Source organism: Bacillus sp. XF8 (assembly GCF_017498755.1).
Lineage (GTDB): Bacteria > Bacillota > Bacilli > Bacillales > Bacillaceae_G > Bacillus_A > Bacillus_A bingmayongensis.
On sequence record NZ_JAGDQK010000020.1, the window covers coordinates 139,843 to 165,999 of the forward strand.

The window sequence follows — 26,157 nt, forward strand, 5'->3', positions numbered from 1 at the left end:
ACTAGCTACTGAAAATCACGGACCAATAACGCCTTCCATCTCGTGATACAGCAGTCCCCACACCGAAGCGATTAAAACTTGAGTTCAAAATGTTCTCTCTGTGCCCATATGTGCTGATATTCATCCACCAGTTTACTGCTTCAGAAGCAGTTCCAGGTTGCCCACAATAAATAATCCAACCGAAATTCGCTGCTGTAATACCTGCATTCTTTAACATGGTCCCCTCGTCTCCACCAAAGGTAGGACTATAATGTTCAGCAGGACAACGCCCAATAGTAGCCATATCCCTTGCTTTTGCATAGGCTACATTGGCTAAACGTTGATCTATAGATAAACCATGTTTCCCAGCTTTTTGTCTTTCTCCATTAATGCGGCTTATCATTTGCCGTTCATTCATAAAAAGAGCATGGACTGAACTTATTCCGTAAGGGCTTGGTCTTCCAAACATCTTACATGCCGGGGCACATTCATAAGAATACCCTCCCCCTGCTTGGCACTCCGCCATACATTGGTCATACGTATAACTACTCGAAGGCACTGTTGCCATAGGTGCTTGGTTCATTCCATAAGGTACTGCTGTCACAGGTGCTTGAGTTACGCCATAAGGTACTGCTACTATAGGTGCTTGGTTTATTCCATAAGGTACTGTATACCAAGGGTGTGTTTTATACTTCTTACACATATGGTTACATTCATAATAATTCCCTCCATCAGGTCCGGATTGGCAATTAAACATACATTGGTCATAGGTATAATATGGTTGATACAAAGACAATCACTCCTTATCTTAATCTTAGCTTTTTAGCTATAATATTTAGCTGTTTACTTTTTGAGCGATTGTCCCTGTATAATTGGGTGAACTGCCAAACAAAAAGGCGAATTTTCTACGTTGGAGAATCGCCCAGGAACGAAATGAAATTTAGTTTTATGTATAATTGTCCTTTTCCCTCTATAACCCCTGCTTTTTCAAGATCATTTTTATATAGTTGAATCATTCTTTCTTTAACTTCTAATTCTTCAGCCAATTCTCGAATTTGTATTTTTCCTCTTGCTTGTAACAATTCTATCATTCGTAAACAATTACTTAATTTGCTCATAGCATTCCTTTCTTATCGTTATTCTTCTAAATAAAACTCATCGATAATTAAGCTATTCATATGTTAATTATTATACAGTGAAAAACAAGAAATGCCCCATCAATTGTATGAAGGAGCATTTCGGGTTTAGATATTTATATAAAAACATTCTCTATACATTATAACGATTTTTTCTTCGTTCCATCCTTGTTTGACCTTGTGGTGTTTCAACTTCATGATGTTTGGACTCTGGTTGCGTTGTATGGTACGTTGGGACTCTTTCTTCACGATTTGGTTCATACGTACGTGTTTCTTTTGATATAGAAGATTTTCTACCGAATTTTAACATCTTAACTTTAAATCTAGGTAAACTCGGAATACGAATCTTAAATTTCGGTTTGATTCGTTTCTTTTTTTGTTTGAATAGGTTTGTTTTTTCTTGTTTTTCATTACTATTTTCACGATGTAGTGCGTTTGCAAGAAATCCACCAAATAAAAAGCCTACTACTAGCAGAAGCAGATACAATCGTTCTGCTGTCAGTAAGTTCATAATACGCTGAAGAACTACTAATGATTGGATTTGTTTTATATCCCATAATAACGCTCCCCATAATGCAAGTAACCCTAAGGTAATTGCATAGGTACGAAATCGGAATAATAACGGAATTATCGCAATACATGCAGCAATTTTTGCATTTGCTACTAAGGAGCTCATTGTTACGTATTGATCCCAAATCGCCAGCAAGAATATGATAAATATAGTATAAGCTATCCAACTAAATATTCGCGAATGCATTCGTTTTGCATAATAACTTCCTAAACTAGTTAAAAATAATAATCCACCTATATACAATGACAATTCTAGAGGGATTTGTTTCATAATACCTGCAATTGGAAACAGGCAGCTGAGCACCATTAATAGTACATCAAGTTTCTTCACAATTCTCCATCCCTTTCAGCTATCTTTCTACCTTCTATATAGCACAGCGAATTTTATTTTTTTCTAACATATTACTCACTTCTGAAAAATTATAGCATAAATGTATTTTGCATAGGTTAACGCTCAATGAAATAAAAACATTCCTAAAAGATATCTTAATCCTATTCATGCCAAAAAGTAAACAAAAAAACATAGCTATAAATGACAATAGATAACTACATTTATATAAAGAAATGACAAATCCCGCTATTTATAAATCAGCAAGATTTTTAAATTACCCTATTGTATTTAAACATAGTTAATTGAGTCATATTTAAACTCTTCTGGTCTATATTATTAATGAAAAATAAAAAGCGAACATCAAATCATAAAGTACATTATTGCTTATGCTCTTTATGACTTGATATCCGCCGGTTCTTCTAGCAGGACTAAATATTTAATTTTTTATTATCTTAATCTTTTTATTTCTGTTCTTTTTTTACATAGTGTCCATTCATCAAATAAAAACACAACATGATTGTTATTATATTCCATAGGGACTCAACATAATTATGTAGCCAAAAATACCTTATAACCTCTATCCCATTTATAATCACAGGAACTATAAAGAAAGTCACTGTCCATTTATTTAGCTTCCCTTTTACAACAATTACAGCCAGACCTATCATAAAAAATATATCGCCAAAACTGTTTATTGCCTTCCACCACTCTTTAAGGTATATCCCACCACCAACAATTACTATATATGTTGCAATGAGAAACGGTATTATGTGTAGCAAAATCTTTTGTCTAGACATTAATTTCTATTCCTTTTCTATATATTAAAAACACTCTATAATACATTATATTATAAAATAAAGTATTCTTCTTAATTATTAATTGATTTTATAAGATTAATTAATAATTAACATCCGTCTCACCACTCTTTTTCATTTGTTTTATCCATTCTTCATTCTCCTTCCACCAAATAACGCGTTTTTTAAAATTTCTTCATACTTTATTTATAATTCAGACACATCTGTCATGCTACTTTCCTAATAATTAGTGATATTATTAATTTATCGAATTCGACTTAATTCGATAAATAATAAATAGCCTTCTTTACCCTTGCATCCCTGCCCCTACCTAGCAGGGATGCTTGTCATTATTTTTATATCTGCAAGGGTGTGATGAACAAGAGATCCGAGACTTGAAGATACCATTTTAATACGATTATACTTTCACTCATAACGCATATACTTCACACGATAGCATATTTACTATTTCTCATTCACTCCCAAAGCTCCACGCGCCATCTCCATATGCGCCTCCTCCTTCGTCTGAAGAGCAAATAATCCAATCATCACCGGATAAGCAGCACCAAGTTCAATAATGTGTTCAAGCATTCTCGGCCAAACTTTCCCTCCTGCTTTTTCATATTCGTTTAACAATCCTTTCAAATTATCCTCTCCAAAGATTGTGAGATAAAGAGTAAAGTCAGTAGCTGGATCCGTTACTTTCGCTTCTGTCCAGTCTAACAGGCCTGTTACTTTGGCATTTTTATCAACTAAAATATGCGGTGGATGTAAATCACCATGAACAAATGCAGAATGCTCTGGCCAATACGTTGCATTTGCAAGCCATTTTTGCCAGCGCTCCCATAGTTCACCTGACACACCAAGTTGCGACTTTATTTGATGCATCCTGTCTATTAACAATTGCTTTGCTTCAGCAGGTTGAAGAACTTCAATTCCGTGTTTAGTCGCCTCATTATGATCAATCGAATGCAAAGCGACGAGCGATTCTGCTAAAGATCGAACAAACGTTATAGATGGTGGATTATTTTGAATGTGCCACACATAATTTTGTATTTCTAAATCAATCACAGCAGCGGGATTACCCTTTACTAATGGATAAGCCATTAATTCTGTTGTATTGATTTTCCAATTTGGTACTGCAACAGGTAAATACTTTTGAACAAGCCCTAGTATTTTCCCTTCTAACGCTCCTCTTTCAATGACATCTGGTCTTCTTGGTTTGCGAAGCACCCATGAACTCCCCTGTTCATCAGTAGCGAACACCACTTGAAAGTCCATTCCTGATTCATTTAATTCAGCGCTTTCTTTATTCAATTGTAAGCCATTCTTTTCAGCGATTTTTAAAATTTCTTCTATACTTTTCTGTTCATTTGCATTTGTCATAGATAAACACTCCTTTAAATTTCTTCATATAAGCACAAAAAACACAGGCTGATTACCTGTGCTTTGAGTAAACGGAATAATTTATCACAAATAAACTGAAAAAATCCCCCTTTTTAAATCGTGATCTTCTCAGTCTTATGAAGGGTCTTTGAATAAAATGGAATAATTTATGATTCACACCTCATCCGAAAAATAGAAGTGATTATAAATCATATGGCATTATTTATTATAGTTGTAAAGACACAAAAAAGAGAGCAGTTTTGCTCCGCTCTCTTTTTACGTATCACCCAAATAGGGTTTACCTTAAATTAGGCAGACCAATCCCGATTACTCTGCGCACAGGCAGAGCCTTTGTAGCACTATTCAATTAGCGGCTCAAAGTATGAAATCGGAATCTAAAAAATGCCATCAGGTAAATTCCTCCGTTCTTTATAGTTGCTTACATCATACTATGATTATATGTGTCTCTCAATAAAAAAATGATTTTATCTTAAATGTAGAGAATCGTTATTAAATAATACTGTTCCTATTTTTATTTCGATTTTCCTTGCACCCAAGTAGCAATATCATTTATAACATACTCAGGGATATTGGCAGGACTATAATATTCATCCGGTTTACTTAATTCCCCATCTCCTTCTGTAAAGAAGTGATTTAACTTTGGATAAAGTCGATAATCTACGTTATCTCGCTCTTTTAATTGTTCTTTCCAGAGAGGAATTTCGATTTTTGATTGAACTTGATAGTCTCTTTCTCCTTGAATAATAAGAAGCGGTGTCTTTTGTTCCCTGGACATTTCTGCTGCCTTAGTTTTACGGATAGAATCCCAAAATACTGGTGAGCCTAAATGAAAATCTTTTGGAGGATTCTGGCTAGAGAAATTAGGATCATTTAATAATTCAAATTGCGATTTGTAAAACTGATATTCTTCAGGTTTCATTCCTCCAATAGAAAACAAGTAATCCAATTGATCTAAAACAACATCTTGGATCGTACGAGCTGGTCCTCCCATCACAATTGCCCCAGCAATGTTTTGGTTTTGATCTTTTTCAATCATTTGCGGGACCATCATGCCCCCTTGGCTATGGCCGAGAATATAAATTTGATTTTTGTCTATCCCTGGTTGATTTTGCAGAAAACGAGTTGCAAGGAGGGCATCATCTGTTGTCTCTTTATCAACTGTGTAAAAAGGGCTTAATTGTGTTTTTAAGCTATGTTCGTACGTTCGTTTATTATAACGAAGGACAGCAATTCCTTTTGAAGCAAGACCTTCAGCTAGATCGCGAAACGGTTTTAATGCAAATGCAGTTTCGTCCCTATCACTGGCTCCAGATCCTTGAACAAGAATAACCACTGGAAAAGGTCCATCCCCCTTCGGAACAGACAATGTTCCTGGTAATGGAAACGCGCCACTTCCAACTACTACTTCTTTTTCAACAAATGATTCAGGCTTACTATATGATGGGCGTTCTGCAACAGAATTAAACGACATGCTAAGTTGAAAATCATCTATTTTTCCAGATGGATCCAATTTAATTAGTAAAGGCACAGTGAATTGTTCAAAAATTAATCCGATTTCTACATTTGTATGAACGGAATTTGTTTCTTTTTGTTTCACTTCCCCGATTCCGATAAAATGACCTGCTTGTAATTGTAGCGGGAGTCCCTTCCAATAGCTTTCCAACCATTTTTCAGATATTACCTTTTGCAAAGATCGAGAAGTTAAATCAAATGCAGATTTATAATTTTCAGTATTCATATCACGGATAAATTTAAGAGTAGTAGATATAAAAGGGTTTTCATCGCTGGTATTCTCTACTTCCTTAATATTTGTGTTTGTTTCTTTTAACATTGAGGTTAATTGCTGGCTGAACAATGGATTATTATACGAATTAATAAATAAATCAGGATAAAAACTTGTTTTCAATTCATCTGTATTTTTCATCTCATTCAAACCGGGTGCGATGGAGAATTTCGTATGTGTAGTTGTTTCTTCCGCATATGTAACAGTCGGAATGCTTATCGCAAAAATTGTACTTACAAGTAATAACTTATTCCCTATTCGTTTTCTCGTTCTCATATTTTTCGATTCCTCCAATATTAAATTTTTATAACTATCGTACAATCTAGGTAGTTACATTTTCTAAAAATACGTTTGTTGATTATTTCCTTTAATTAAATTCTTATCCCTAGGAAAGCTTTCAAGAAAAAGTGAATGATTTGCTAAATTTGAAGTATATCAATCTATATTCCAATTATTGTAAGATAAATAGAGAGCAATAATTTTCTTTACAGCTATTTCCTCCCTCTTAAGAATCTTCAATAAAAATCATACTCTCCCTCTTTTTATTGTGTAATTTTTTTATAATATGTCCGCAACAAATTACTGAATTTAATTTTTCTAAAACGTAGAGATTATTTTTGTACACTAAAAAATGACTAAACTAAGTTAGCCATTTTTTGTAATCCGCAGTTACTTTTGCAATGTGAGTAATATCTTTTCCTTACAAACTTACACCTTCTCCCTTTTCTTCCACTGGCCACTTTTCTAATGTGTAAGCCATCTCCCAAAATGAATATTCATACTGGCTGCTAATTACAAAATGTTGTTTCATACGCTTACGATCAGCTTCTGTTACTGTTTCAGCAATTGCATCTAATCGTGCAATTTGCTCTTCTACTAAAGTACGGAACCAGTCAGAGCCGTATGCGGAAATCCATTCTTGGTAAATTGGTTCTTCGGGTTGACATTCTTTCAAACGTTCACCAATTTCATAATAAAGCCAATAGCAAGGTAAAATCGCTGCAATAATATCCCCTAAATGTCCTTCATAGGCAGCACGATACATATGTGATGTATACGCATAAGCCGTCGGTGCAGGAACGAATGATTCTTTTTCATCTTCAGTAATTCCTAATTTTTTTGCAAAATTCTCATGTAACGATAATTCAGCTTGGTATGTATTTTGTGCATGATGCGCCATGCGAGCTGTCGTTTCTAATTCAGTAGCTTTCGCCGCCCCTAACGTTTGGATTCTTGCGAAATGACTTAAATAATATGAATCTTGCAGTACATAATAGCGGAAACTAGCTAAATCTAGCGTTCCATCTCCTAGTTTTGTGACAAACGGATGGTTAAAGCTTGTTTCCCAAATTGAATTAACTTCTTTGCGTAATAACTGTGAAAATGACATTATAAGACCCCCAATAAATATATAAATTACAAATAATAGTTACAATCTGTATTTTTTATAAAATAGAAAGCTAAAACAGATTTCTCCACCAATTGTTTATCAGTACCTAGACGACTTGCCCTTTTACCAAAACTTGACTTTCAGCAGCATGCAGTGCATATAAATGGATGCATAAAGTGAAACTTTAATCAGTGGGGGTTTTCTTCATCCCACTACTGATTATTAGCCCTCACGAATCGGGCTTTTACGGGCAGTTAATCCCCCACCTAACTTCTTTGCTTTCGCTGAACTTTGAGGTGGGGGTCTTACTGCCCACAAATAGCGGGATAAAATAAAAAGCACTTTCTCCACATACGTAAAGAAAGTGCTTTGGAAATCATCGATATTTTATAAATATAATGTCCCATCACTTCCACTTCCCTACGCTGGTATCAGCCAGATCAGGTCCTAAGGGTCTCAAAGGTATACTTTGATCTCAGCCTATCTAAAGGCACTCCTAGTGGATCGATATTAACTATTTAATTTGATACTTATCATAACACAATTCATAGAACTGTCAAATATTATTTGAACGTTCAAACTTTATAAAATATTTTTCATCTATTCCCACTAATTGTTCAAGCCGCTCTTTAACATTTAAATTACAAACACCACCGTGGTAACAAATTACAGTCTCAATATCAAACTCTAAAAATCTTCTAAGCGATTCTTTAGCTATTTCCATATATGGTGTCGTTTGCGGGACGGGCCCTTTTAAGTTTCCATCAACGCATACCATTGCGTCACCTGCAATTAATGCTTTATATTTTTCACTATATAAACTAATATGTCCCGGAGTATGCCCTGGTGTATGAATTACTTTAATGCCTCCGAAAAAGGGTAAACTTTGTCCATCTTTTAATGTTTGATTTACTTTTGCTATAGGTGGATTTTTATATAGAAATTGCATAACTTCCGGAAGTGCATCCCATTGGTCTTTATTCATGTTACTTGGATTTGTTTTCATTAAATGCACTTGTCCTTCAATATACGGCTTATCTAATTCATGTGCGTACACTTCAATAGGTTGATCTGCTTTTTGTTGTATTTCAGGAAGACTCCCAATATGATCTATATCCTGATGTGTTAAAATGATTGTTTGTAATTGTTCGAAAGGCACACCAACATCATTCATCACATCACGAATTTGTTTCAATTGTCCTGGCATACCAGTATCGACTAATATAGCTTCTTTTTCATCATATATTTGTTCGATATAAATTAATCAAATCTTTTAAAGCCGCTGCCGCTGCTCCTCTTGGGCTCGAAGCTCCTCCGGTTGAAGTAACTTTTCCCATCGTATCAGTATGAAAAGTGATTCCTTTTTCCGTTCCATTTACATGAGCCAACGGATGTTCTTTCCCTATTTCACACGGGCAGACTTCAAGTTTAAGATTTCCTGAATAATCTTTATATGCTTTTGCTATTAGTTTTAGAGATTTACCTTGTTCTTTCGCTTTCAGTATATCTTGTTTCGTAACACTTTCTATACCTTTTATAGATATACAATTCAATGAATTTTCTGCTTGCAGCAAACTATTTGCCAATAATAATAGTTTACAAGCACTATCCATTCCACTTACATCTAATGATGGGTCTGTTTCAGCTATTCCTTTTTGCTGTGCTTGATGTAATGCTTCCTGGAATGTTACATCTTTTTCATACATGTCTGTAAGAATATAATTTGTTGTTCCATTTAAAATACCTTCTATGCTTTCAATTTGACATCCAGCTAAACTAAATTGTCCAATATCTAAAGTTGGGAGTGCAGCTGCAGTTGCACCGCTGTAGCGAATACGTACGTTTGCTAGTTTTGCTTTTTCTTTTATTTCTTGCCAATTCGTAACAAGTGCTCCTTTTGAAATAGACACTACATCCATATGGTTTTTAATCGCTGTTTGAATGTATGTTCTTCCAGGCTCGCCAGTTTGAAGATTTGTTGGTGTAGATTCTATTAATACATTACCAAAAGGAATTTTTTCACTTTTATCAAGTGGATAGTGTTTGATATATTTCTCTAATGCACAAGAACCAGTACCATAAATTAATAGTTCTTTAATATGTAAGCCCTTGTCATTATAAAGATTGACTGTACTTCCAATAATTCCAGTAAAGACAAGTTCAATTCCGTACATCTCTTTTATATATGCATCTTTCTCCAATACCAATTTCACAAACTCTTTTCCAACAGTTCCATATCCAGATATCACTATGTTAACTCTCATATCATCACCTCAAACTATTATGCTATTTTAATGTTAGCTCCATTATACTCCGAAGGTACGATACAATTCACGAAGTAAAAACTCCCTCACCATACTTTGAGGGAGTTCTTGCTTTTCAATATAAATATGAATCCAGTTATTTTGGTAAATTGGATAACTTTTCAGCAATTGTCCGGTAAAAAGTATTAATATCAGAAAAACCTAATGAGTCCGAAACACTTAGTCCAACCATATCAAGGTGATCCCAATTTTGTTTTGTCTCAATATGATTCCATTTTCCAATCTCTGGTGCACCATTATTATTTATGATTGTATCAGTTGATGGCCCTACCATCGAACTTGTATTTACCACGCCGTCATTTTGCCACCAAGATGAATCAATGAATGGTTGATTTTGTTCGTACCTTTCATATGATCCTAAGAAAATCGCATTCCCCATTAACGTTTTATTCATTGTGATGTGCGGTAAGTGAAGCCCTGTTATAGGAGCTGCTTGTGTGGCATGTCCACTGTAAGAAAAATAATATACGTCTGGTTGCGCTTTTACCCATTCATTCAATTCCCTCGCCCCATCTGTACTTAAATCCCATTGACTTATATCTTTCGTCCCATTCCAAATGGAACTATTTAACACACGATTTGAATATTGAAGAAATGACTCTCCGGCTTTCTTTTTAATTCCCCATTGATCCAATTTAAAGTCGTATAGTGATAGATTGTTATTTTCTCCAATTCCAGCAGTTGCAACTAGTAATTGCTTTACGGCTGGCAGAAGTAAACTTCCATCTGCAAGTGTCGTCCCGTTATGAGGCGTTGCCAATGTCGTTACACTATGAACATATGATTTTCCGCCATGGAACAATGGAGACATCTTCACATCTGCATGTTGTTTTGCATACTCCCTCTCCTCTTGATTTCCTTCTTTCAATAATTGAACGAGCGCGCGTATCGTTTGACCACCCATGCTATGTCCTACTAAATGAACCTTATTTGTTTCATTCCAATTTTGAACAAACCCTGTATATGTTCTACCATATCGATCGTGTCCATGTTTCTCCGCATGTGCTGCTCCATAATCTACTGTTCCACCATTAATTTCAGCATATAATTCACAAGCACGGTCCCAGTTACTTGATAATGGCCCAACGGCGGCGGTATGTACATTGTATCCATTCCTCTTTAAATTCTCTTGAATATCATGTACACCACCCCAATACTTTACACCCAACAATTCATCTCTTCCCCATCCCGTAAAACCATGTACTAAAATAATAGGATTGTTATTTTTCTTTCCCTCCTCTGCGTGCGTTGGCATTGGCAGCATTACACTCGAAGCGATAAAACATAAAATTAATAATCCCCAAAATAATCTTCTCATTTTACATCCCCTTTTCTTTTTTCTACCCCTCTAATAAAACGCTTTCATTTTTACCCCCTTTTTATGTAATAGAAAAAAGATTCACAAAGATATACCTACGCAATTCGCAAAGGTTATATAGTGTGGATCTCCAATTCTCTATCACATTTATTAACTTAAAGATACTGTAAACTACATCATTTGAATTGTCTATCAATTATGAAATATTACATAGTTGATAAAGTTTTGTTGACAATTCTCTTTTCTTCTTACCTTTATTCTTTAACTTGTACAGCCATTTGTCATCCAAATTCATGAAAAAGCAAAGTCTTTACAGAAAGAGCTAAACGCCGCAAACTCTCAAATTGAAAGATATATTCAAGAAGAAGAAAGACACTGAATCGCGAGAGACCTTCACGATACACTCGGACAAACATTAACAATGATTAAAGTGAAAAGTGAACTGACAATAAGATTAATAGAAAAGAAGCCACCACAAGCAAAACGAGAATTAAACGATATTCTAGATACATCACGCTTTGCATCAAAACAAGTGCGTAAACTTGTTACTGATATGAAATATATATCAATCGAAAATGAATTTACTCACGTTCGTGAGCTATTACATACAGCCAGTATTCAATGTAACAAACGGAACTGTTAGAAATTATTTATCATCTGCCATTCAAAATTTGAAGCTGAATCAAGATTTCATGCTATTCGTATTGCCGATGAAAAAGGTTGGTTATGATGAAAGATACGGTGTAGAAAAGGGATGCTTCTCCCCTTATTAATATAAAAACTATTTTCCTATATATATACAATGAAAAACCTAGCATTTCTATGTATTCAATCGGTAGCTCCATTTGAGCTGTTTTGAGTGAAGCAACAACTTGACACACATACGGTGTATTTGAATTACCAGATGGAGATATTTTGCGTCAACATCATGAAGAACGAGTAAAGGAATGAATGAAGGATTTTAAACAGCTAGCATATGAGAAAGTGGACTATACAACAATGAATGGGAATCTTTCCAATGGGATAGTTTGTATAGACAGGTTAATAAAATAAAGATCATAGAGATAAGAAACGCAAGGATTCATACATACAAGTCCTTGCGCTCTAATTATGTTATTAAAAAGTTTATTTAATTATTTCACTCTTTTTTATTACCATGTTTCTGCATGGCTGTACTGGACAATAGGAGTATTTGATTTAGATGAGATATCTTTAGTTGCTTGATGTGTTTCTGAAGAAATATTCAATCCACATGTTACAATGAAGGTAAACACAAGACCTGTGATAATCGATGTGATTTTTTTCATTATTTTAACGCTCCTTTTTCGAATTTTTTACCTTTAGCTTCATGGCTAAGGTAGAAATATTTACTTGCTTTTAAATGGTTATCTTCTTCATAAAACTTAACTGCTAATATACTTGCATATTCTTGTGTGTAATTAAAAAGTTGTTCTTTATTAAAGTAATTAATTCCCTTAATAATTGTTTCTTCAAGTTTTTCGGCTGATACATTTTTATTAAGCTCATCTAAAATCACAAAATGATGTTTATATTCCTCATTGTCTATTGTATTACAAATATCCAATCCTTTTTTAATAATTTCTTCAGCAATATTTGTTTCACCTAATTTAAAGTGCTCTTTAGCTTCTAGATACAAAGTTCTGAATTGATTAGGGATTTTATGATTAACCTCGGATAAATGTCTTATTGCTAAAGTAGATAAATTTTGGCTCGCATATAATAACCCTAAATTACTTCGTACTTTTAAAATTAATGTTTCTTCATTTTGTTTACTTAGAATGTTTATAGCCGAATTAAAACTTTCTTCCGCCTGTGGAAATTGCTTAATATCGATACAGGCTGCACCTAGAATGTTATCACAAGCTGCTGTATTATTCTCGTATCCTGATTTTTTAGTGAAAAATTCTTTTGCTTTCATTACATGTTTAATTGCTTCTAATGGCTGATAAGTATGGAGATAAAAAGAAGAAATTCGATAGTTAAATTCGGCTTTTTCACAATCATCTGGTATAAGTTTTAATAATCCTTCAGCTTTTTCATAGTGTTCCATAGCCTCATTGTTATTTGTAAGAAGTGTGGCATGAATTGCTTTGAAAAAATGATAATAATAAGATAAGGAATTACCTTTTGGAATTTCTAATGAATCGATTTTTTCAAAACTTGTCGGAGTTATATTTAAAATATCTGTTAAAACTTTATATCGGAAATCTAAAAGAGCATAATACAGCAATAAATTTGACTCTTCTATATCATTAATTTTTTTATCGATTTCTTTTTTTATTTGGCTTGCCGAAACAACTTGCTGCTGGATCATTAAGTGATACCATTGATTTAAAAGATTTGTAACTTGTTCATTTCCCTTTATTTGGACAAACATAATATCCCCCTCTTCTATTTATATTTTACTATGCTTAATTTAAACAATAACAGATATTAAATTTAGATAGGGAGATTCCGCTATTTCTCAATAAAAATCTGAATACTCTGATAATTTCAGTTCCTTCTATTATCTGGTCTCTCTTTTCTGGAACTCCCTGATATACTTCAAAAAAATTTTTACAAAAAACCCTGACTAATTGATTTTATTTTACCAATTTGAATGAGCCGGCTTAATTCTTGTAATTGCTTTCTATTAGGCTGTAACCATAAAAGTCTTTTTATATCCTTTAATCCCTTTCTTCTTCAATAGGTGGATGCACAATAGAAATAAGAACACCATTTTTTCTTTAAAATTTGAAAGCTTTTCTCTTGAACTTCTTCACTAATCGTATCTAATACGATATCGTATTCTAATATTAACTTTTTAAATACGAGAAAAAAAGACCCTCCACTTAATCCATATGTACAGTGGAGGGTCTTAAATATTCTTTTATATGTTTTAAAAGAAGGGGCAATCTATTTGATCAATACATTCCCAAGGCTTATTTTCTACACGTTCAACAAATTCTTTCTTTCTCATGGTTACTTTTTGAAAAGGATTCACTTCAATTTTAAACATAGACGTAGGTTCCATATACATGGAAAAAGCATGACTGGTTGGTAATGTTTTAGATACATCAATATGTCCCACTTGTTTAAACAATTGCTGGACACCGTATAAGAAAAAGCTTGTTACATCAGATTGCTTATTAATCCAATCAATCATTTCAGGAGATACAGACTTATTTAAATGTATTTTTATCCGATCGCCACGTTTATAACGCTTGCGCCCCATAGTCACACCAACTAACTAATTGTTAAATTCGTAAATCCTAATTCTTTTTGTTTATGTTCTCTATATCGTGGTGAACACGTATAAACTAATAATCCACGTGCATTTGTAAATAGAGGATTATCTACAAATATTACATTTTTTAAACGGCCTTTTTGTTTTAAAATAAGTTGCAAACTATTTTTAATGATAACCGCTCCACCACCATAGATAAATACATATGGATCATCTTTCATATCATCAATTTTATTAATGATATCCGTTGCAACTCGTGCGGCTAATCCTAAAAGTGCTTGTTGGGACTCTTCTACTAGTAGAGCATGCCTTGGGTGTTTCTCATTTAAATAAATTTGATTAAACTCTGTAATACTATCTATTGTTTTTTTCGGATGCTTCCTATTCCATCTTGTAATAATCTGCAATAAAGTTTCTTTAACTCCATAGGACAATCCTTTACTTAATTGCGGTCTAAAATTCACTCCAAATGAAACAACTTCTTCAGTTGTACCAGCACCAATATCGAAAGACAATAATGTCTTGTCAACGAAATCAACCTCAGTAATTGCATTTTGTTCACTTTCAACTTTATGTTTTAAAACATTTCCGTCTTCATCGTACACAATCCCCCAAGTACCGGATGCTCCTTCAGGTAAACATTTGCAAAACTCAACAGAAACATTTATCATAACATTTCTTCCATTTGGATAATGAAATATAACTTTATGATTTCCCATATAACGTTTGGAATTTTCTGCTGCTATTTCTTGCGTAATAATTTGCATCGGTAGCGCAACTGATAAATCATATCGAATATTGATATGATTGGAATTTGGGTTATGGCGCATAGCACTAATTGCCAAACCAGATAAAATCGTAAGAAGCATCAATTCATCTGTAGATTTATCAGACTTCTTCTCCACTTCTGTCCCTTTCAGCTGATCATTGATAACTTTTTGACCAACAATGTAACGGACATTATTTAACATGAGAGATGGAGAACTAATTGTTACATCAATATGATTTTCTAATTCTGACATCTGCACCTCCTCTTCATCTAATAAACCTGTCGACTCTCCAATATATAGTGAATAAATACTCGGAATATAAATCGGCTTTTGACCTTTCACCATTAACTTCAAACCGTTATTCCCAGCATCTGCACCAGCTTTTAAATGTACGGACATATATACCCCCCTAATTTAATCTGACATCCCTTCCCAATATATGCGGCTCACAACTTTGACATTCAAGTCAAATAAAAATCTTTTTCATTTTTATTTTTTGATATTTGTTTCTACAATGAGAAATCAATAGTGAATTTTTATAAATCCCCTCATTTGTGTAAAATATATTTGACATTATTCTCTACCATTTTTATACTATTACGTGTAAAGAGTTTTTTACACGTATAAAGGGGTGAATCAGATGAATCAGAATAAGTTTATTTTTATTGTTATTGTACTATCATTATTTGGAATACTCATATATAGCACATATAAATATATGACTGAAGGAACTATTCTCGGAGGGACCATTTTTGCTGGTTCTTTAATAATTAGTTATTTAATGAATCATATTACATGGGGAGATCCAAATGGTGTTTCGAAAGAAAGTCAAGATGAAATGGGACAACAAATTACATATAAAAGTTTCAAAATTGGATATTTTGTATTAGTCGTTATTATGTTTATTTTATTGATTTGGTCAGAAGGATTTTCTACCTTATACTCACTTGATGATATTCGTAATCTCCCTTTATTTATTGCACTTTGTTCTTCATTCATTATTATTCCATTTGTAGAATTTATTGTTTCGAAACGATATCATTGAACTACCCCCACCTTCACTTCGTTTAGAGGAGGGGGGCTTCTCGGTTAAAATAATAAAAAAGCCTACTGCATAAAATATTTTTGCAGTAAGCTTTTTTACTATAATTATTTACTTTTCTAATGGTAAATATAAAACAAGTTGTCTTCCGATCGGGCCCATTCTTCTTTGACCTCTATCTTCAAAACCTACTTGTAAATACAACTTTTGAGCAGGAATATTCCGTTCGTTTACAGCTAGTACAATTTCATTTTTATTCGGAAAATGGGATGCTACAAAGTCATGTAATAATGTTAATCCCTTTTTCGCATACCCTTTTCCTTGTTTCTCGTAATTGATAGAAAAAGCAACTAAAAGTAAAGCATTAGGATTATCTGTATATTCAGCTACCCTTGCTCCTGATTGCAATGCAAAAATTCCTACTGGTGTATGATGATTTGCCATAATTACAACAACATTTCGAGTTACATCTTTTTTAGCTTTTTCAAGCAAGTCACTCGGTTTTGCTGTAAACTGAATTTGTTCACTAGGTAAAATAAATGCTTCTATGATTTCTTTATATTTTTCATCATATGGAATAAGTTGAATATCTTCTGCTTGCAAATTCATTTTCATTTCCCCATTTCTTCTCATTACTCACTTAATCCTTGCTGTGACTTGGAACATACTCTTCCATCTAAAAAGATAATCTCAGCAAATGATTACGGTGTATTTCCTTTCCATGCAAAAGTTTGTTTATAGTTAGCTGAATTTTCATTTCCTTGTTTTATATGTAAACCTCCTTCTTTGTTAGTTATTTTTCATCATTTTCAGATGGTTTTATATATTGTTGAACTATTGTAACTTCCTCATTATTATTTAACCATATATTCCTCTTCCAATAAACTGAATATTGATAATTAACAAAAACACCTCGCGCCATATAGCACGAGATGTTTTTGTTATCTTTTAAGATGATTATTCGATTGATCTTCTTGTTCTTTTCTTAATTGGTTTTCCTCATTTTTCGGTAATTGTTTGTCATTTTCTTTAATTGGATTCGTTTCTTTATTTTCTATCATATCATTTGGTACTTGTGGCATAACACGTCCAACAATTGCAGCAAGTTCATCAAGAATTCCTTCGCCAGCTTTTCCATGTCTAATTTGATTCCCCATTTGCTTTAATCGTTCATACGTATCAACATCTGCTACAACAACTGCATTTGCACCATTTGGATCATGTTTTATGCTTTCAGCAACAGAATACTTGATTGATTCCACTCGAGAACGATCCAATTTCGCTTTTACATCTATACCGACAACTGCATATTTTCCTACAACTACTGCTGTTGCATCTTTCACCCCTGGTATACTAGAAGCTAAAGATGCTAAATGGTCTGCTACCTTTTCATTGGGCCTGTTTTGGTCTGCCTTATAGTTAACGTTTCTCATGGAAATATTTTGTTGCTCTGGTTTTTCTTGAGCATTATTTTGCTTCCCAACACTACATCCTGTAACAGCAAAACAAATCATAAGCATGTATATAAGAATTTTCATTATTCTCACCACTTTATCATTGATGTTTAATCATAAATTTTTTCGACAGCCTGCATCTTTTTCACTTTTTCTTCTCTTCCGTCATTCGCATTAATAAAAATTTGGTACGTATCTTTTCCTAGTGTACCAATAAATTCATAGCACAATACTTCCTTATGCACGTCATTTACAATAACCGCTTGACGCTCTTCCATCACTTTTACATCTGGATTAATTTTCTTTCTTGCATCCGCGGCCGTTAATGTTGCAGTTGGAATGGTCCGCTTTTGATGTGATGCTAAATAATCTTTTGCTGAAAAACCAACAATTGATCCATCATCTAAAGCAATTTTCATTTGAATTGCTTCTGGATAAATACGCACATTATTTTCATTAACAACGTAGGTAAACACACCGATATTATCGTATTGTGAACTATCATATAGCTCCATATTGGTAAACTTATGGTCCTTTAAGAATGTTAATCCTTTACTTCCTGCGTCATTCAAACTAATTTTTGGTTCCTTAATTTCACGGTTATTCATCACCCAAATTGGATATCCACCTTTTTCGGTAATATCCATATAAACTTCATTCTTTGTTTTAGGATCTAGAATCTTTACACTATAAAAGGATTCTTTCGCACCTTTTCCACTTTTCTCAACTTCTACTTTTTCATTGCCTTTTAAATTTAAAAACGATTTTGCAATTTTTGCTGCTTCATCTTTTGAAATTGCTTTGCCTTCTGCTTGAAATCCGCCCTTTTTCTCCTTTTGTAAGCTTGTAAAGGTCGGACCAAAGTTAGTTGAAGAATAGGATGTTACATTTTTCTCAACCGTTTTAAATCCATCTATTATCGTGTTATCTGCTGGATCTTTATTTGATGCAAGCGCAAGTTCTACATCCATCCAACGTAAATTATTTTTTAAAACAAGATGTTGTACTTTTCGAAGCTCGTCTTGAATATCCCCTGCATTTGAATATAAATTTTGCAATGCTTTATACTCTTGATCGTTTAAAGGCTCTTTCTCTAAATCGCGAATTGCAGTACGATAACTAAAATCACCAATATTCGCTAGGAATTCCTCTGTTTTATTAAACGGCATTAATGTTAAAGGTAATTGTCCTACATCAGAACGAGCTTCCGATGTTAGACGCCATACATCTGCTAATGCCGGTGATAATGATGTACGTGAATTCATTGCGAGTGTTGTTCCAATTTTATCGTGTAATAAATCAACTTCATATGTTAAATCATGAAAAGCTCGCTGGTAGCTGTTTTCAGCTCGAATCAGTACTGCATTTTTTTCTTGATGTTCTTTATAACCCCAATATCCTGTTCCTACTACACCAATTGTTAACAATACAATTATGATACCTCGTAACATTTTTTCACCTCCACTCTATTTACAGAAAATGTGTTTGCCAATTTTTTTAATTTGCGGTCGACTCCAAATCCATTTACTCGTTGCGGTATCAGGGTTAAAATAATACAGTGCATTTCCAGTAGGATCCCAACCATTGATAGCATCTAATACTGCTTTTTTAGCTGTTTCATTTGGTGTTAAATAAATTTGTCCATCCGCAACCGCAGTAAAAGCTCGAGGCTCAAAGATAACGCCAGATACTGTATTAGGAAAAGATGGACTCGTTACACGGTTTAAAATAACTGCAGCAACTGCAACTTGTCCTAAATACGGTTCACCACGAGATTCACCATATACAGCATTCGCCATTAATTGGATGTCATTTTTTGAATAACCGTTTGGTACATTTGAACCTATATTTTGGGGTGGCTTATTACTTTGTCCACCAGTCGGTTTCTTATATTTTGTTGCTTTCACGAGCATCTGCTTCGTCTTAGCGCCCGCTAAGCCATCAACAGGTAAACCAAACTTTTGTTGGAAGTTTCGCAGTGCCCAATATGTACCCCAACCAAATACACCATCAACTTTTCCTTTATAAAATCCGTTATATTTCAATCGAGACTGTAATTCAATGACATCTTCTCCAGAGGCACCCCTTTGAATTACTTGATTAGAAAAGGCTTGGACATTTCTCGTTTGCCCGCTACTTACAATTATAGATATACCGATTAATACAAATAAAATCAGTATTTTAAAAATAACTGTATGACGCATATAGTTCCCTCCTTATTTGTAGTAATGATTTCATGGTTATGTTTTGTAAATAAAACGCTTTTATGTAAAAAAGACAAAAAAATCCAAACTTATATGATTTAGACTGCATGTATACAATAAGGAAAACGAATAAAAGGAGTTTATTATGAAGCGTATTTTTGCATGTTTCGTATTAGGAATTGTATTTGCTACAGCATATTGCAATACATATACCCATTCATCTGTTGTTCACGCACAACCACCCTATGCAAAATGGGGTAAACTTGCGGTAGAAAAAACGAAAGAAAAATATCCAACAGCACAAATTATTGATTACCTTCATATTGGGAGAAAGCCGAAGACGGTGAATATAACAACTGAAAAATTTAAATTATGGCTGCGTGAAGATGGAAAAGAGTATGGGGTTTTTGTTGATGTAGAGTTTGATACAAGAACGGAGAAGTTTTTGAAGATTACATTTCAGAAAAGTAGTAGTTAAAATGAGGTTCCATCAGCATGCATTCTTCTACACTGATGGTTAGTAAACCAATCCAGATTTCACGGACAGTTTTCCCACCTATTTTCTTTTGTTTCTTCAATTCTTGACGTTCATTCATGCAATAAACAAAAAGAGGGAATCATTCGATTCCCTCTTTTTGTTTATCATTTGTATACTGCAAAGCTTTTACATACGTTTCTCTCTTCTCAAGAGCTTTTTTTGCTTCTTCAGCTGTTAATACATAATCTACTACAAGATTATGTATTAAGTTCTCATCAGCATCTGGTCAAATAATTTTCATATCTTCAATTCTACACTTACTCTGTTCAATTGTTTTATTAAAACTTTGTATATCCCTTGCAATTTGAGCTAATTCTTCCATATGTGAAGAGTTGTTTAAATCTAAAAAAACGTTACTTTTAAAAACCGCTGTAAAATAATGATTCGAATTTTTCTTAGTTGCTTCCTCAACAATTTTTTTATCAAAAACGACATTTCCCGTTTCCATTTGATCAAATAAAAATATATTGTTATTTAACAATTTGGCATTATATTTTTTATATTTCTCTAGTAAGTCATTTGCTTCTTTTTTTAGTTTATAGTTATCATTAGTTACTTTAGGAGAAATTTGGCCATCAACCTTAAGTTGGAATTCCAGATTTGGGTTTTCTAATTGTTTTACATAAGCAGTTCTCGTTTCTGGGCCAAATAAATTCTTTCCGTCCCCATGTGTTTCAACTTGATTTAGCTTAACAGAAATACCATAATAAGACTTTGCATAAGCCTGTGCTTTTTTCTCAATTTCTTTATCTGATATGTCACAAGATGTTAATGGTAGCAACAGAACGAGTAGACTCCACATAATTTTTATTTTTGTCATATTTCATCTCCTTTTTTATCGTAATTTTATAATACAAAGATATTAAAAATTAATAAAGAAAAATAAAATTCTACTCATAATTAGTAGAATTTTATTTTTCTAACAATGTAAACCTCAACCAGCAAATGAACTATTACTTATTAGTTACACCATTACAACTTTCATATTTTTATTTATTCTTTCACTCAAAACTTAGAGTGTGTTCATTTAGCGCTAATATTCCCCTTTTTATTACCATTTAACTTTACATTCACATAAAAACAAGAGTTTATGAAAACTCTTGTAAATGCTCTATAAATAATTTAAGCGGTACTAACCCACGCTTTGGCATTTGACTGCTTATTACTGCTACAAGTTCTAACTGTGGCACAATAATAATATATTGCCCACCATACCCCATTGCAAAATACATAGAATACGGTATGTGAAATCTTTCATTATCTAACACCCACCAGTGATATCCATATGCTCCGACATGCTCATATGTTTGAAAACGAGCTACACTCGACTCTTCAATCCATCTTGCTGATACAATTTTATTTCCATCCCAAAATCCATTTTGCAAACATAACAGTCCTAATGTTAATAAGTCATCGACCTTCATTTTCATACCAAATCCACCAACATGAATTCCTTGGGGATCTTGTTGCCACTCATATTCAGCAATATGTAATGGCTCAAATAAATATTTCTTCGCAAATTGTTCAGTCGACATTCTTGTTGCGGCTTGTAAAATATAGCTTAACAGATGGGAAGAACCTGAGTTATAATTCATTTTCGTACCCATTTCTTCTATTAATGGTTTCTGTAAAATGTATTTTACCCAATCGTCTGATTCCACAAAATCATTAGGAAATACGACTCCATTCCCGAACTCCTTCCACTCTTCACCAGTTGTCATTGTTAACAAGTGATAAATAGTTAATTCTTTCTTTTCTTTTGGTACATTTGGAATCCATTTTGTAATAGGTGTATGTATGTTATTTATATAACTTTTATCTATCGCAATACCAATTAGAATAGATATGATACTTTTAGTGATTGAATTAATTTTATATAAATTTTGTGCGCATTCTTTTGTTTTATAGTATCTCGTAGTCAACTCACCTCGTTGAAATACAAGAAATGCATTGACTTTCTTCAGTTTAAACATATTTTCTAACGTGTGAAAATCCAATATTTATTCCTCCAAATACTTACTTTTTCTAATAGTCTTTACATATCTTCTTAGACAATATGTTTTACATCGAGAATATTTGGTATTCATTCCAATTATGTATTAGTAATTTTTATTATAAGTAATACTAATTATCAATAGCTACTATTTTTGTCTTTTAAAAAAATCTCTTGATCATTCATAAAATAAAAAGAGAGACGCTTGTCCCTCTTTTTTCACAATAATATCTGTACTTTAAATCCGTTGTTGTATTACAATGTACCTTTCATCAATAAGCCTAAAATCCCCATTACAACTGCCCCGATAATAATTCGCAAAATCCAAGTTGTGTTCATACTAATTTTCTCTAATTGCTTATTAATTGTCGCAATATCTTTTTCATTTATAGTAGTGCGCGTTTCTAAATTTCGGATATCACGCATTATCTCTTTTTGCTCTGACTTTAAGCTATCTATTTTTTGATTAAGTTGTTTTAGTTCTTTTAACTCTTCCATTCTTTCACTTCCTTATTTGAAATAAATAAGAAACAATATTTTTTCCTATTTTGACTTCCCTCCTCCTAACCAACATTTATAACATCTATATATCTTATTCTAAAGATAACAAAAACGTTCTTCTATAAATAAAACCAACGCTATTAGCAATTTTTCATTTATAACCTTGTTTTAAAAGTGTGATACTTTTTTGTACTAGTATATGTTTCTCTTCACCTAGCTAAACCGTTTCATTTGTTTTTACATTTGTCTAGTAACAATAAATAATCTGCTTCATTAAACATCTTTACATTGATGGAATTCCATACGAAAAAAGACCTTTCATTTATTTGAAGGGTCTTTTTTATTTATTATTAAAAAACCTTAATTAGATAACACTCTAGTGAATGCCTCTCCTTAACACCCTTACGAGTCGTTTGAAGAAGGGGACTTCTGTTGGGGTACTGTTAAACAAGAATACTAAAGATAGAACTTCTTAGTCACCTTAATAAGAGCTACTGACTTTTTATAGCTTTGTCCGCACATTCCAAAGTTCAGGGAAAAAACGTTGATCAAGAACACGTTTTAAATAAGAGACACCAGATGATCCACCTGTTCCCATTTTATGTCCAATGATACGTTCTACCGTTTTCATATGACGGAAACGCCATTGCTGGAGCCAATCTTCAATATCGATTAACTTCTCCGCAAGTTGATATAAATCCCAATATTTTTTCACATCAGCATATACTTCTAACCATGCTGCTTCAACTGTCGCATCTTCTTCATAAGGCTGTGTAATATCACGATTTAATACATCTTTGTGAATTGGAAATCCTTCTTTTACAAGTGCCTGAATTGCCACATCGTAAAGACTTGGTGAATGAAGTGCTTTATGCAAACGGGCATGCAACTCTGGATCTTTTTCATAAATTTTTAATGCGTGTGGTGTTTTATAGCCAAGTGCATATTCAATCATGCGGTATTGGTAAGACTGGAATCCCGATGCTTGACCGAGTGAATCACGAAACTCGATATATTCAGACGGTGTAAGCGTTGCAAGAATATCCCAAGATTGAATAATTTGTGATTGAATTTTTGAAACACGCGCAAGCATTTTAAAAGCTGGTGCCAACCTTTCATTTTGAATAGATTCAATCGCTGCGCTAAGCTCATGTAAAATCAACTTCATCCAAAGTTCACTTGCTTGGTGAATGACAATAAATAACATTTCATCATGATGATCGGAAAGCCTTTTTTGACTTCCTAGCAAACTATCTAATTGTAAATACTCTCCATATGTCATATTTTCTTTAAAATCCGTATGAATTCCCTTTTCCATGATTACTTTTTCATTTTCTTTCATAAAAATGAACACCCCTTCTCTGCATCATCTGTCTACTCTTATAGTGGTCTTATTACAGCACGAACTGGACTACCATCCGCATCTGTCAATGCAAGTGGCAAAGCAATCAGTTCATAATCTCCATCTTGTACATGATCTAATACAACATTTTCTAAAATATGAATACCGTGCTTGAATAATTGATGATGCGCTGCTAATTCTTTATCATCTAACGGGTCTACAGAAGGTACATCCACTCCAATTAACTTGATGCCCTTCTCTGAAAGAAACGGTGCAATATCAGCACGTAAATATGGGATTGTTTCTGGAAAATCTTGTGCTTTTCCATGTGAAGAAGTACGTAATAATAATCGTTCTACACCTTCTAAATCAATTTTTTCTAATTCTACCATTCCAATACTATCCATACCTGAAACATCAATAATACGTGCTGGTCCAACATATACATGAATATCTAAATCTATTACTTTTTTACCATCATTATCAAAATGAAATGGCGCATCAATATGCGTCCCCGTATGAATACTCATCGTTAATTTCCCCACATTGACAGATCCGCTTTGTTCTTTTGACCACGATACTTCATACGAAAATGGTGTATCTCCTGGCCATGTCGCAATCTCATTATTTAATGGTTGTGAAATATCAATCCAATCAGATTCTTTCATCGCTTATGCCACAACCTCTCGCTTATTTTCAAACTTTTTATATTCTTCATCTTTCATGATCTTCTTCAAAATTTGCACAGACTTCCACACCTCTTCGTACGTATTATATAAAGCAACTGGCGCAAGACGAACACCATTCGGAGCACGAAAATCAGGAATAACTCCATTTGCTTTTAAAGCTTTACATATACGTGCAGCTTCTGGGTGCTCTAAATATATATGTCCCCCACGTTTTTCATCCTCTAATGGATTTCCAATTGTAAATCCCATCCCCTTCAATTCATGGTTGATTAAATCTAGCATATAGCGGGTAATGTGTAATGATTTTTCTCGCAATCTTTCAATGCCAGCTTCTTTGAAAATCTCAAGAGAACCGATTAATGGCGCTGTACTTAATACGTGTGGTGTACCAATTTGATACGCTCCAGCATGTTCAGCTGCTGTTAATGTATGTTCCATATCAAATTGCTTGTCTTTTCTAGAACTAAACCAACCAGAAAGCCCTGGAAGGCGATCGAAATGTTTTTTGTTTACATATAATCCAGCAACACCACCTGGTCCTGCATTTAAATATTTATAATTACACCATACTGCGAAATCAACATCCCATCCCTTAAAATCATGCGGAATTGAGCCAATTGAATGGCATAAATCAAAGCCAATATGAATACCGCGTTTATGCGCTTCAGTAGTTAATCGCTTCATATCAAGAATTTGCCCGCTTCGATATAACACAGCCGGTAATAAAATTAATGCAATATCATCCGTCATTGCATCAATAATATCTTTCTCTTGCAATGTTCTACCATCTTGGCTCTTGACTTGTACAAGATGTTCATCTGGATCTAACCCTTTTAAACGGATTTGACTTTGCAAAGCATAAATATCTGATGGAAACGTTAATTCATCTGCAAGAATCTTTGTACGAACCCCTTTTGGTTCATAGAACGTCGCAATAACTTGATGAATATTTGTCGTCGTAGAACCGGTTACAATTACCTCTTCAGGTAAAGCACCAACAAGAGGAGCAGTTAATTCACCTAATTGTTCAGAAAGAAAAAACCAAGGATGTTCCCCTTCTGTCCACCCGTCAATTCCATACTCTTTCCACGAGTTTAACATGGTAAGTAAAGATTTTTCTGCTCTTTTAGAAAGTAATCCTAATGAATTTCCGTCTAAATATATTGTATCTGCTTTCTTATAAAATTCTTTTTGAAATTCAGCAAGTTCATCGTGTTTATCACATTGGGTTGCATACTCATAAGATGGTTCAAATGGCTCTTGATACATTCTTTCACCTTCTCTTAATTTTCTATTTATTCTAACTAATTGAAATATACCATTATCATTGACATGACGTCAATGA

24 protein-coding genes, 4 pseudogenes and 1 riboswitch are annotated in these 26,157 nt (G+C 33.6%); of the genes and pseudogenes, 3 read left to right on the forward strand and 25 right to left on the reverse strand.

Translation table 11 applies throughout. From position 1 onward, the window contains the following. Position 1: 1 nt before the first annotated feature. The 10 genes and pseudogenes from J4P91_RS13950 to J4P91_RS13995 form a co-directional block, all read right to left on the reverse strand. Positions 2-769, reverse strand: a complete 768-nt coding sequence (locus J4P91_RS13950; RefSeq protein ID WP_207994613.1) for a CAP domain-containing protein — start codon at positions 767-769, stop codon at positions 2-4. Between the two features lie 184 nt (positions 770-953). Beyond that, a pseudogene (locus J4P91_RS13955) lies at positions 954-1,097 on the reverse strand (helix-turn-helix transcriptional regulator); the annotation flags it as partial. 151 nt (positions 1,098-1,248) lie between these two features. Further along, the gene (locus J4P91_RS13960) at positions 1,249-2,016 is read right to left on the reverse strand and encodes a DUF3959 family protein (protein WP_207994615.1); all 768 of its coding nucleotides are present in this window, start codon (positions 2,014-2,016) and stop codon (positions 1,249-1,251) included. A 461-nt stretch (positions 2,017-2,477) separates the two neighbouring features. Continuing rightward, complete coding sequence (locus J4P91_RS13965) at positions 2,478-2,813, reverse strand: hypothetical protein (RefSeq protein WP_207994616.1); 336 nt, start codon at positions 2,811-2,813, stop codon at positions 2,478-2,480. Positions 2,814-3,275: 462 nt separating this feature from the next. Next, positions 3,276-4,196 (reverse strand): macrolide 2'-phosphotransferase, encoded by a 921-nt coding sequence (locus tag J4P91_RS13970; protein WP_207994617.1) that lies wholly within the window; start codon positions 4,194-4,196, stop codon positions 3,276-3,278. 532 nt (positions 4,197-4,728) lie between these two features. Continuing rightward, on the reverse strand, positions 4,729-6,276 hold the full coding sequence (locus tag J4P91_RS13975) for an alpha/beta hydrolase (RefSeq protein ID WP_207994618.1): 1,548 nt from the start codon (positions 6,274-6,276) through the stop codon (positions 4,729-4,731). Positions 6,277-6,700: 424 nt separating this feature from the next. Continuing rightward, positions 6,701-7,390 (reverse strand): thiaminase II, encoded by a 690-nt coding sequence (gene tenA, locus J4P91_RS13980; protein WP_207994619.1) that lies wholly within the window; start codon positions 7,388-7,390, stop codon positions 6,701-6,703. A 400-nt stretch (positions 7,391-7,790) separates the two neighbouring features. Beyond that, positions 7,791-7,898: riboswitch (TPP riboswitch) on the reverse strand. Positions 7,899-7,946: 48 nt separating this feature from the next. Further along, on the reverse strand, positions 7,947-8,651 hold the full coding sequence (locus J4P91_RS13985; RefSeq protein WP_207994657.1) for an MBL fold metallo-hydrolase: 705 nt from the start codon (positions 8,649-8,651) through the stop codon (positions 7,947-7,949). After that, entirely contained in the window at positions 8,629-9,654 is a 1,026-nt protein-coding gene (locus tag J4P91_RS13990; protein WP_207994620.1) for a homoserine dehydrogenase, read from the reverse strand. Before J4P91_RS13990 ends, J4P91_RS13985 begins: the two co-directional genes overlap by 23 nt. A 136-nt stretch (positions 9,655-9,790) precedes the next feature. Further along, complete coding sequence (locus tag J4P91_RS13995; protein WP_243763853.1) at positions 9,791-10,978, reverse strand: esterase/lipase family protein; 1,188 nt, start codon at positions 10,976-10,978, stop codon at positions 9,791-9,793. 292 nt (positions 10,979-11,270) lie between these two features. Here J4P91_RS13995 and J4P91_RS14000 point away from each other — a divergent pair. Beyond that, a pseudogene (locus J4P91_RS14000) lies at positions 11,271-11,654 on the forward strand (sensor histidine kinase); the annotation flags it as partial. A 529-nt stretch (positions 11,655-12,183) separates the two neighbouring features. Here the strand turns inward: J4P91_RS14000 and J4P91_RS14005 are convergent. The 5 genes and pseudogenes from J4P91_RS14005 to J4P91_RS14020 form a co-directional block, all read right to left on the reverse strand. Continuing rightward, on the reverse strand, positions 12,184-12,339 hold the full coding sequence (locus tag J4P91_RS14005; protein WP_017149352.1) for a Phr family secreted Rap phosphatase inhibitor: 156 nt from the start codon (positions 12,337-12,339) through the stop codon (positions 12,184-12,186). Beyond that, complete coding sequence (locus J4P91_RS14010) at positions 12,339-13,430, reverse strand: response regulator aspartate phosphatase (protein WP_207994622.1); 1,092 nt, start codon at positions 13,428-13,430, stop codon at positions 12,339-12,341. The genes J4P91_RS14005 and J4P91_RS14010 overlap by 1 nt, the downstream gene beginning before the upstream one ends. A 197-nt stretch (positions 13,431-13,627) precedes the next feature. Continuing rightward, positions 13,628-13,861, reverse strand: a pseudogene (locus tag J4P91_RS28905) (zinc-binding dehydrogenase); the annotation flags it as partial. Positions 13,862-13,931: 70 nt separating this feature from the next. Further along, positions 13,932-14,267, reverse strand: a complete 336-nt coding sequence (locus tag J4P91_RS14015; RefSeq protein ID WP_017149350.1) for a hypothetical protein — start codon at positions 14,265-14,267, stop codon at positions 13,932-13,934. An 11-nt stretch (positions 14,268-14,278) separates the two neighbouring features. After that, a complete protein-coding gene (locus J4P91_RS14020) occupies positions 14,279-15,448 on the reverse strand; it encodes a ParM/StbA family protein (RefSeq protein WP_207994623.1) in 1,170 nt (389 codons plus the stop codon). Positions 15,449-15,689: 241 nt separating this feature from the next. On the opposite strand from J4P91_RS14020, the gene J4P91_RS14025 reads away from it, so the two are divergent. Beyond that, entirely contained in the window at positions 15,690-16,094 is a 405-nt protein-coding gene (locus J4P91_RS14025; RefSeq protein ID WP_207994624.1) for a hypothetical protein, read from the forward strand. A 108-nt stretch (positions 16,095-16,202) separates the two neighbouring features. On the opposite strand, the gene J4P91_RS14030 is transcribed toward J4P91_RS14025, so the two are convergent. The 4 genes from J4P91_RS14030 to sleB form a co-directional block, all read right to left on the reverse strand. Next, on the reverse strand, positions 16,203-16,700 hold the full coding sequence (locus tag J4P91_RS14030) for a GNAT family N-acetyltransferase (RefSeq protein ID WP_207994625.1): 498 nt from the start codon (positions 16,698-16,700) through the stop codon (positions 16,203-16,205). 332 nt (positions 16,701-17,032) lie between these two features. Then, complete coding sequence (locus J4P91_RS14035) at positions 17,033-17,629, reverse strand: YhcN/YlaJ family sporulation lipoprotein (RefSeq protein WP_207994626.1); 597 nt, start codon at positions 17,627-17,629, stop codon at positions 17,033-17,035. 26 nt (positions 17,630-17,655) lie between these two features. Beyond that, the gene (ypeB, locus tag J4P91_RS14040; RefSeq protein ID WP_207994627.1) at positions 17,656-18,996 is read right to left on the reverse strand and encodes a germination protein YpeB; all 1,341 of its coding nucleotides are present in this window, start codon (positions 18,994-18,996) and stop codon (positions 17,656-17,658) included. Between the two features lie 15 nt (positions 18,997-19,011). Continuing rightward, positions 19,012-19,749, reverse strand: coding sequence for a spore cortex-lytic enzyme (gene sleB, locus J4P91_RS14045; protein WP_207994628.1), 738 nt, complete (start codon positions 19,747-19,749; stop codon positions 19,012-19,014). Positions 19,750-19,894: 145 nt separating this feature from the next. Here sleB and J4P91_RS14050 point away from each other — a divergent pair, with 145 nt between their 5' ends. After that, positions 19,895-20,227: a YqzG/YhdC family protein gene (locus tag J4P91_RS14050; RefSeq protein ID WP_017149343.1), complete on the forward strand. Its 333-nt coding sequence runs from the start codon at positions 19,895-19,897 to the stop codon at positions 20,225-20,227. Between the two features lie 139 nt (positions 20,228-20,366). On the opposite strand, the pseudogene J4P91_RS14055 reads toward J4P91_RS14050, so the two are convergent. From J4P91_RS14055 to kynU, 6 genes and pseudogenes are all read right to left on the reverse strand, one after another. Further along, a pseudogene (locus tag J4P91_RS14055) lies at positions 20,367-21,107 on the reverse strand (hypothetical protein). Between the two features lie 268 nt (positions 21,108-21,375). Then, entirely contained in the window at positions 21,376-22,284 is a 909-nt protein-coding gene (locus J4P91_RS14060; RefSeq protein WP_207994629.1) for a serine hydrolase domain-containing protein, read from the reverse strand. 251 nt (positions 22,285-22,535) lie between these two features. Beyond that, a complete protein-coding gene (locus tag J4P91_RS14065; RefSeq protein ID WP_207994630.1) occupies positions 22,536-22,778 on the reverse strand; it encodes a hemolysin XhlA family protein in 243 nt (80 codons plus the stop codon). Positions 22,779-23,283: 505 nt separating this feature from the next. Continuing rightward, complete coding sequence (kynA, locus tag J4P91_RS14070; RefSeq protein ID WP_207994631.1) at positions 23,284-24,123, reverse strand: tryptophan 2,3-dioxygenase; 840 nt, start codon at positions 24,121-24,123, stop codon at positions 23,284-23,286. Between the two features lie 38 nt (positions 24,124-24,161). Continuing rightward, positions 24,162-24,791 carry an arylformamidase gene (kynB, locus tag J4P91_RS14075; RefSeq protein ID WP_207994632.1) on the reverse strand — a complete coding sequence of 210 codons (630 nt, stop codon included), beginning with the start codon at positions 24,789-24,791 and terminating at the stop codon, positions 24,162-24,164. A 3-nt stretch (positions 24,792-24,794) separates the two neighbouring features. Beyond that, positions 24,795-26,081, reverse strand: coding sequence for a kynureninase (kynU, locus tag J4P91_RS14080; protein ID WP_207994633.1), 1,287 nt, complete (start codon positions 26,079-26,081; stop codon positions 24,795-24,797). Positions 26,082-26,157: the final 76 nt, after the last annotated feature.

What these genes read in the sequence shown, in the direction of transcription:
- J4P91_RS13970 (WP_207994617.1), bottom strand. Translation starts at nt 4,196, where the DNA reads ATGACAAATGCAAATGAACAGAAAAGTATAGAAGAAATTTTAAAAATC.
- J4P91_RS14065 (WP_207994630.1), bottom strand. Translation starts at nt 22,778, where the DNA reads ATGGAAGAGTTAAAAGAACTAAAACAACTTAATCAAAAAATAGATAGC.
- J4P91_RS13965 (WP_207994616.1), bottom strand. Translation starts at nt 2,813, where the DNA reads ATGTCTAGACAAAAGATTTTGCTACACATAATACCGTTTCTCATTGCA.
- J4P91_RS13990 (WP_207994620.1), bottom strand. Translation starts at nt 9,654, where the DNA reads ATGAGAGTTAACATAGTGATATCTGGATATGGAACTGTTGGAAAAGAG.
- J4P91_RS14035 (WP_207994626.1), bottom strand. Translation starts at nt 17,629, where the DNA reads ATGAAAATTCTTATATACATGCTTATGATTTGTTTTGCTGTTACAGGA.
- kynU (WP_207994633.1), bottom strand. Translation starts at nt 26,081, where the DNA reads ATGTATCAAGAGCCATTTGAACCATCTTATGAGTATGCAACCCAATGT.
- ypeB (WP_207994627.1), bottom strand. Translation starts at nt 18,996, where the DNA reads ATGTTACGAGGTATCATAATTGTATTGTTAACAATTGGTGTAGTAGGA.
- J4P91_RS14010 (WP_207994622.1), bottom strand. Translation starts at nt 13,430, where the DNA reads ATGTTTGTCCAAATAAAGGGAAATGAACAAGTTACAAATCTTTTAAAT.
- J4P91_RS13975 (WP_207994618.1), bottom strand. Translation starts at nt 6,276, where the DNA reads ATGAGAACGAGAAAACGAATAGGGAATAAGTTATTACTTGTAAGTACA.
- J4P91_RS14005 (WP_017149352.1), bottom strand. Translation starts at nt 12,339, where the DNA reads ATGAAAAAAATCACATCGATTATCACAGGTCTTGTGTTTACCTTCATT.
- sleB (WP_207994628.1), bottom strand. Translation starts at nt 19,749, where the DNA reads ATGCGTCATACAGTTATTTTTAAAATACTGATTTTATTTGTATTAATC.
- kynA (WP_207994631.1), bottom strand. Translation starts at nt 24,123, where the DNA reads ATGAAAGAAAATGAAAAAGTAATCATGGAAAAGGGAATTCATACGGAT.
- kynB (WP_207994632.1), bottom strand. Translation starts at nt 24,791, where the DNA reads ATGAAAGAATCTGATTGGATTGATATTTCACAACCATTAAATAATGAG.
- J4P91_RS13995 (WP_243763853.1), bottom strand. Translation starts at nt 10,978, where the DNA reads ATGCTGCCAATGCCAACGCACGCAGAGGAGGGAAAGAAAAATAACAAT.
- J4P91_RS14015 (WP_017149350.1), bottom strand. Translation starts at nt 14,267, where the DNA reads ATGGGGCGCAAGCGTTATAAACGTGGCGATCGGATAAAAATACATTTA.
- J4P91_RS14050 (WP_017149343.1), top strand. Translation starts at nt 19,895, where the DNA reads ATGAAGCGTATTTTTGCATGTTTCGTATTAGGAATTGTATTTGCTACA.
- J4P91_RS14030 (WP_207994625.1), bottom strand. Translation starts at nt 16,700, where the DNA reads ATGAATTTGCAAGCAGAAGATATTCAACTTATTCCATATGATGAAAAA.
- J4P91_RS14025 (WP_207994624.1), top strand. Translation starts at nt 15,690, where the DNA reads ATGAATCAGAATAAGTTTATTTTTATTGTTATTGTACTATCATTATTT.
- tenA (WP_207994619.1), bottom strand. Translation starts at nt 7,390, where the DNA reads ATGTCATTTTCACAGTTATTACGCAAAGAAGTTAATTCAATTTGGGAA.
- J4P91_RS14020 (WP_207994623.1), bottom strand. Translation starts at nt 15,448, where the DNA reads ATGTCCGTACATTTAAAAGCTGGTGCAGATGCTGGGAATAACGGTTTG.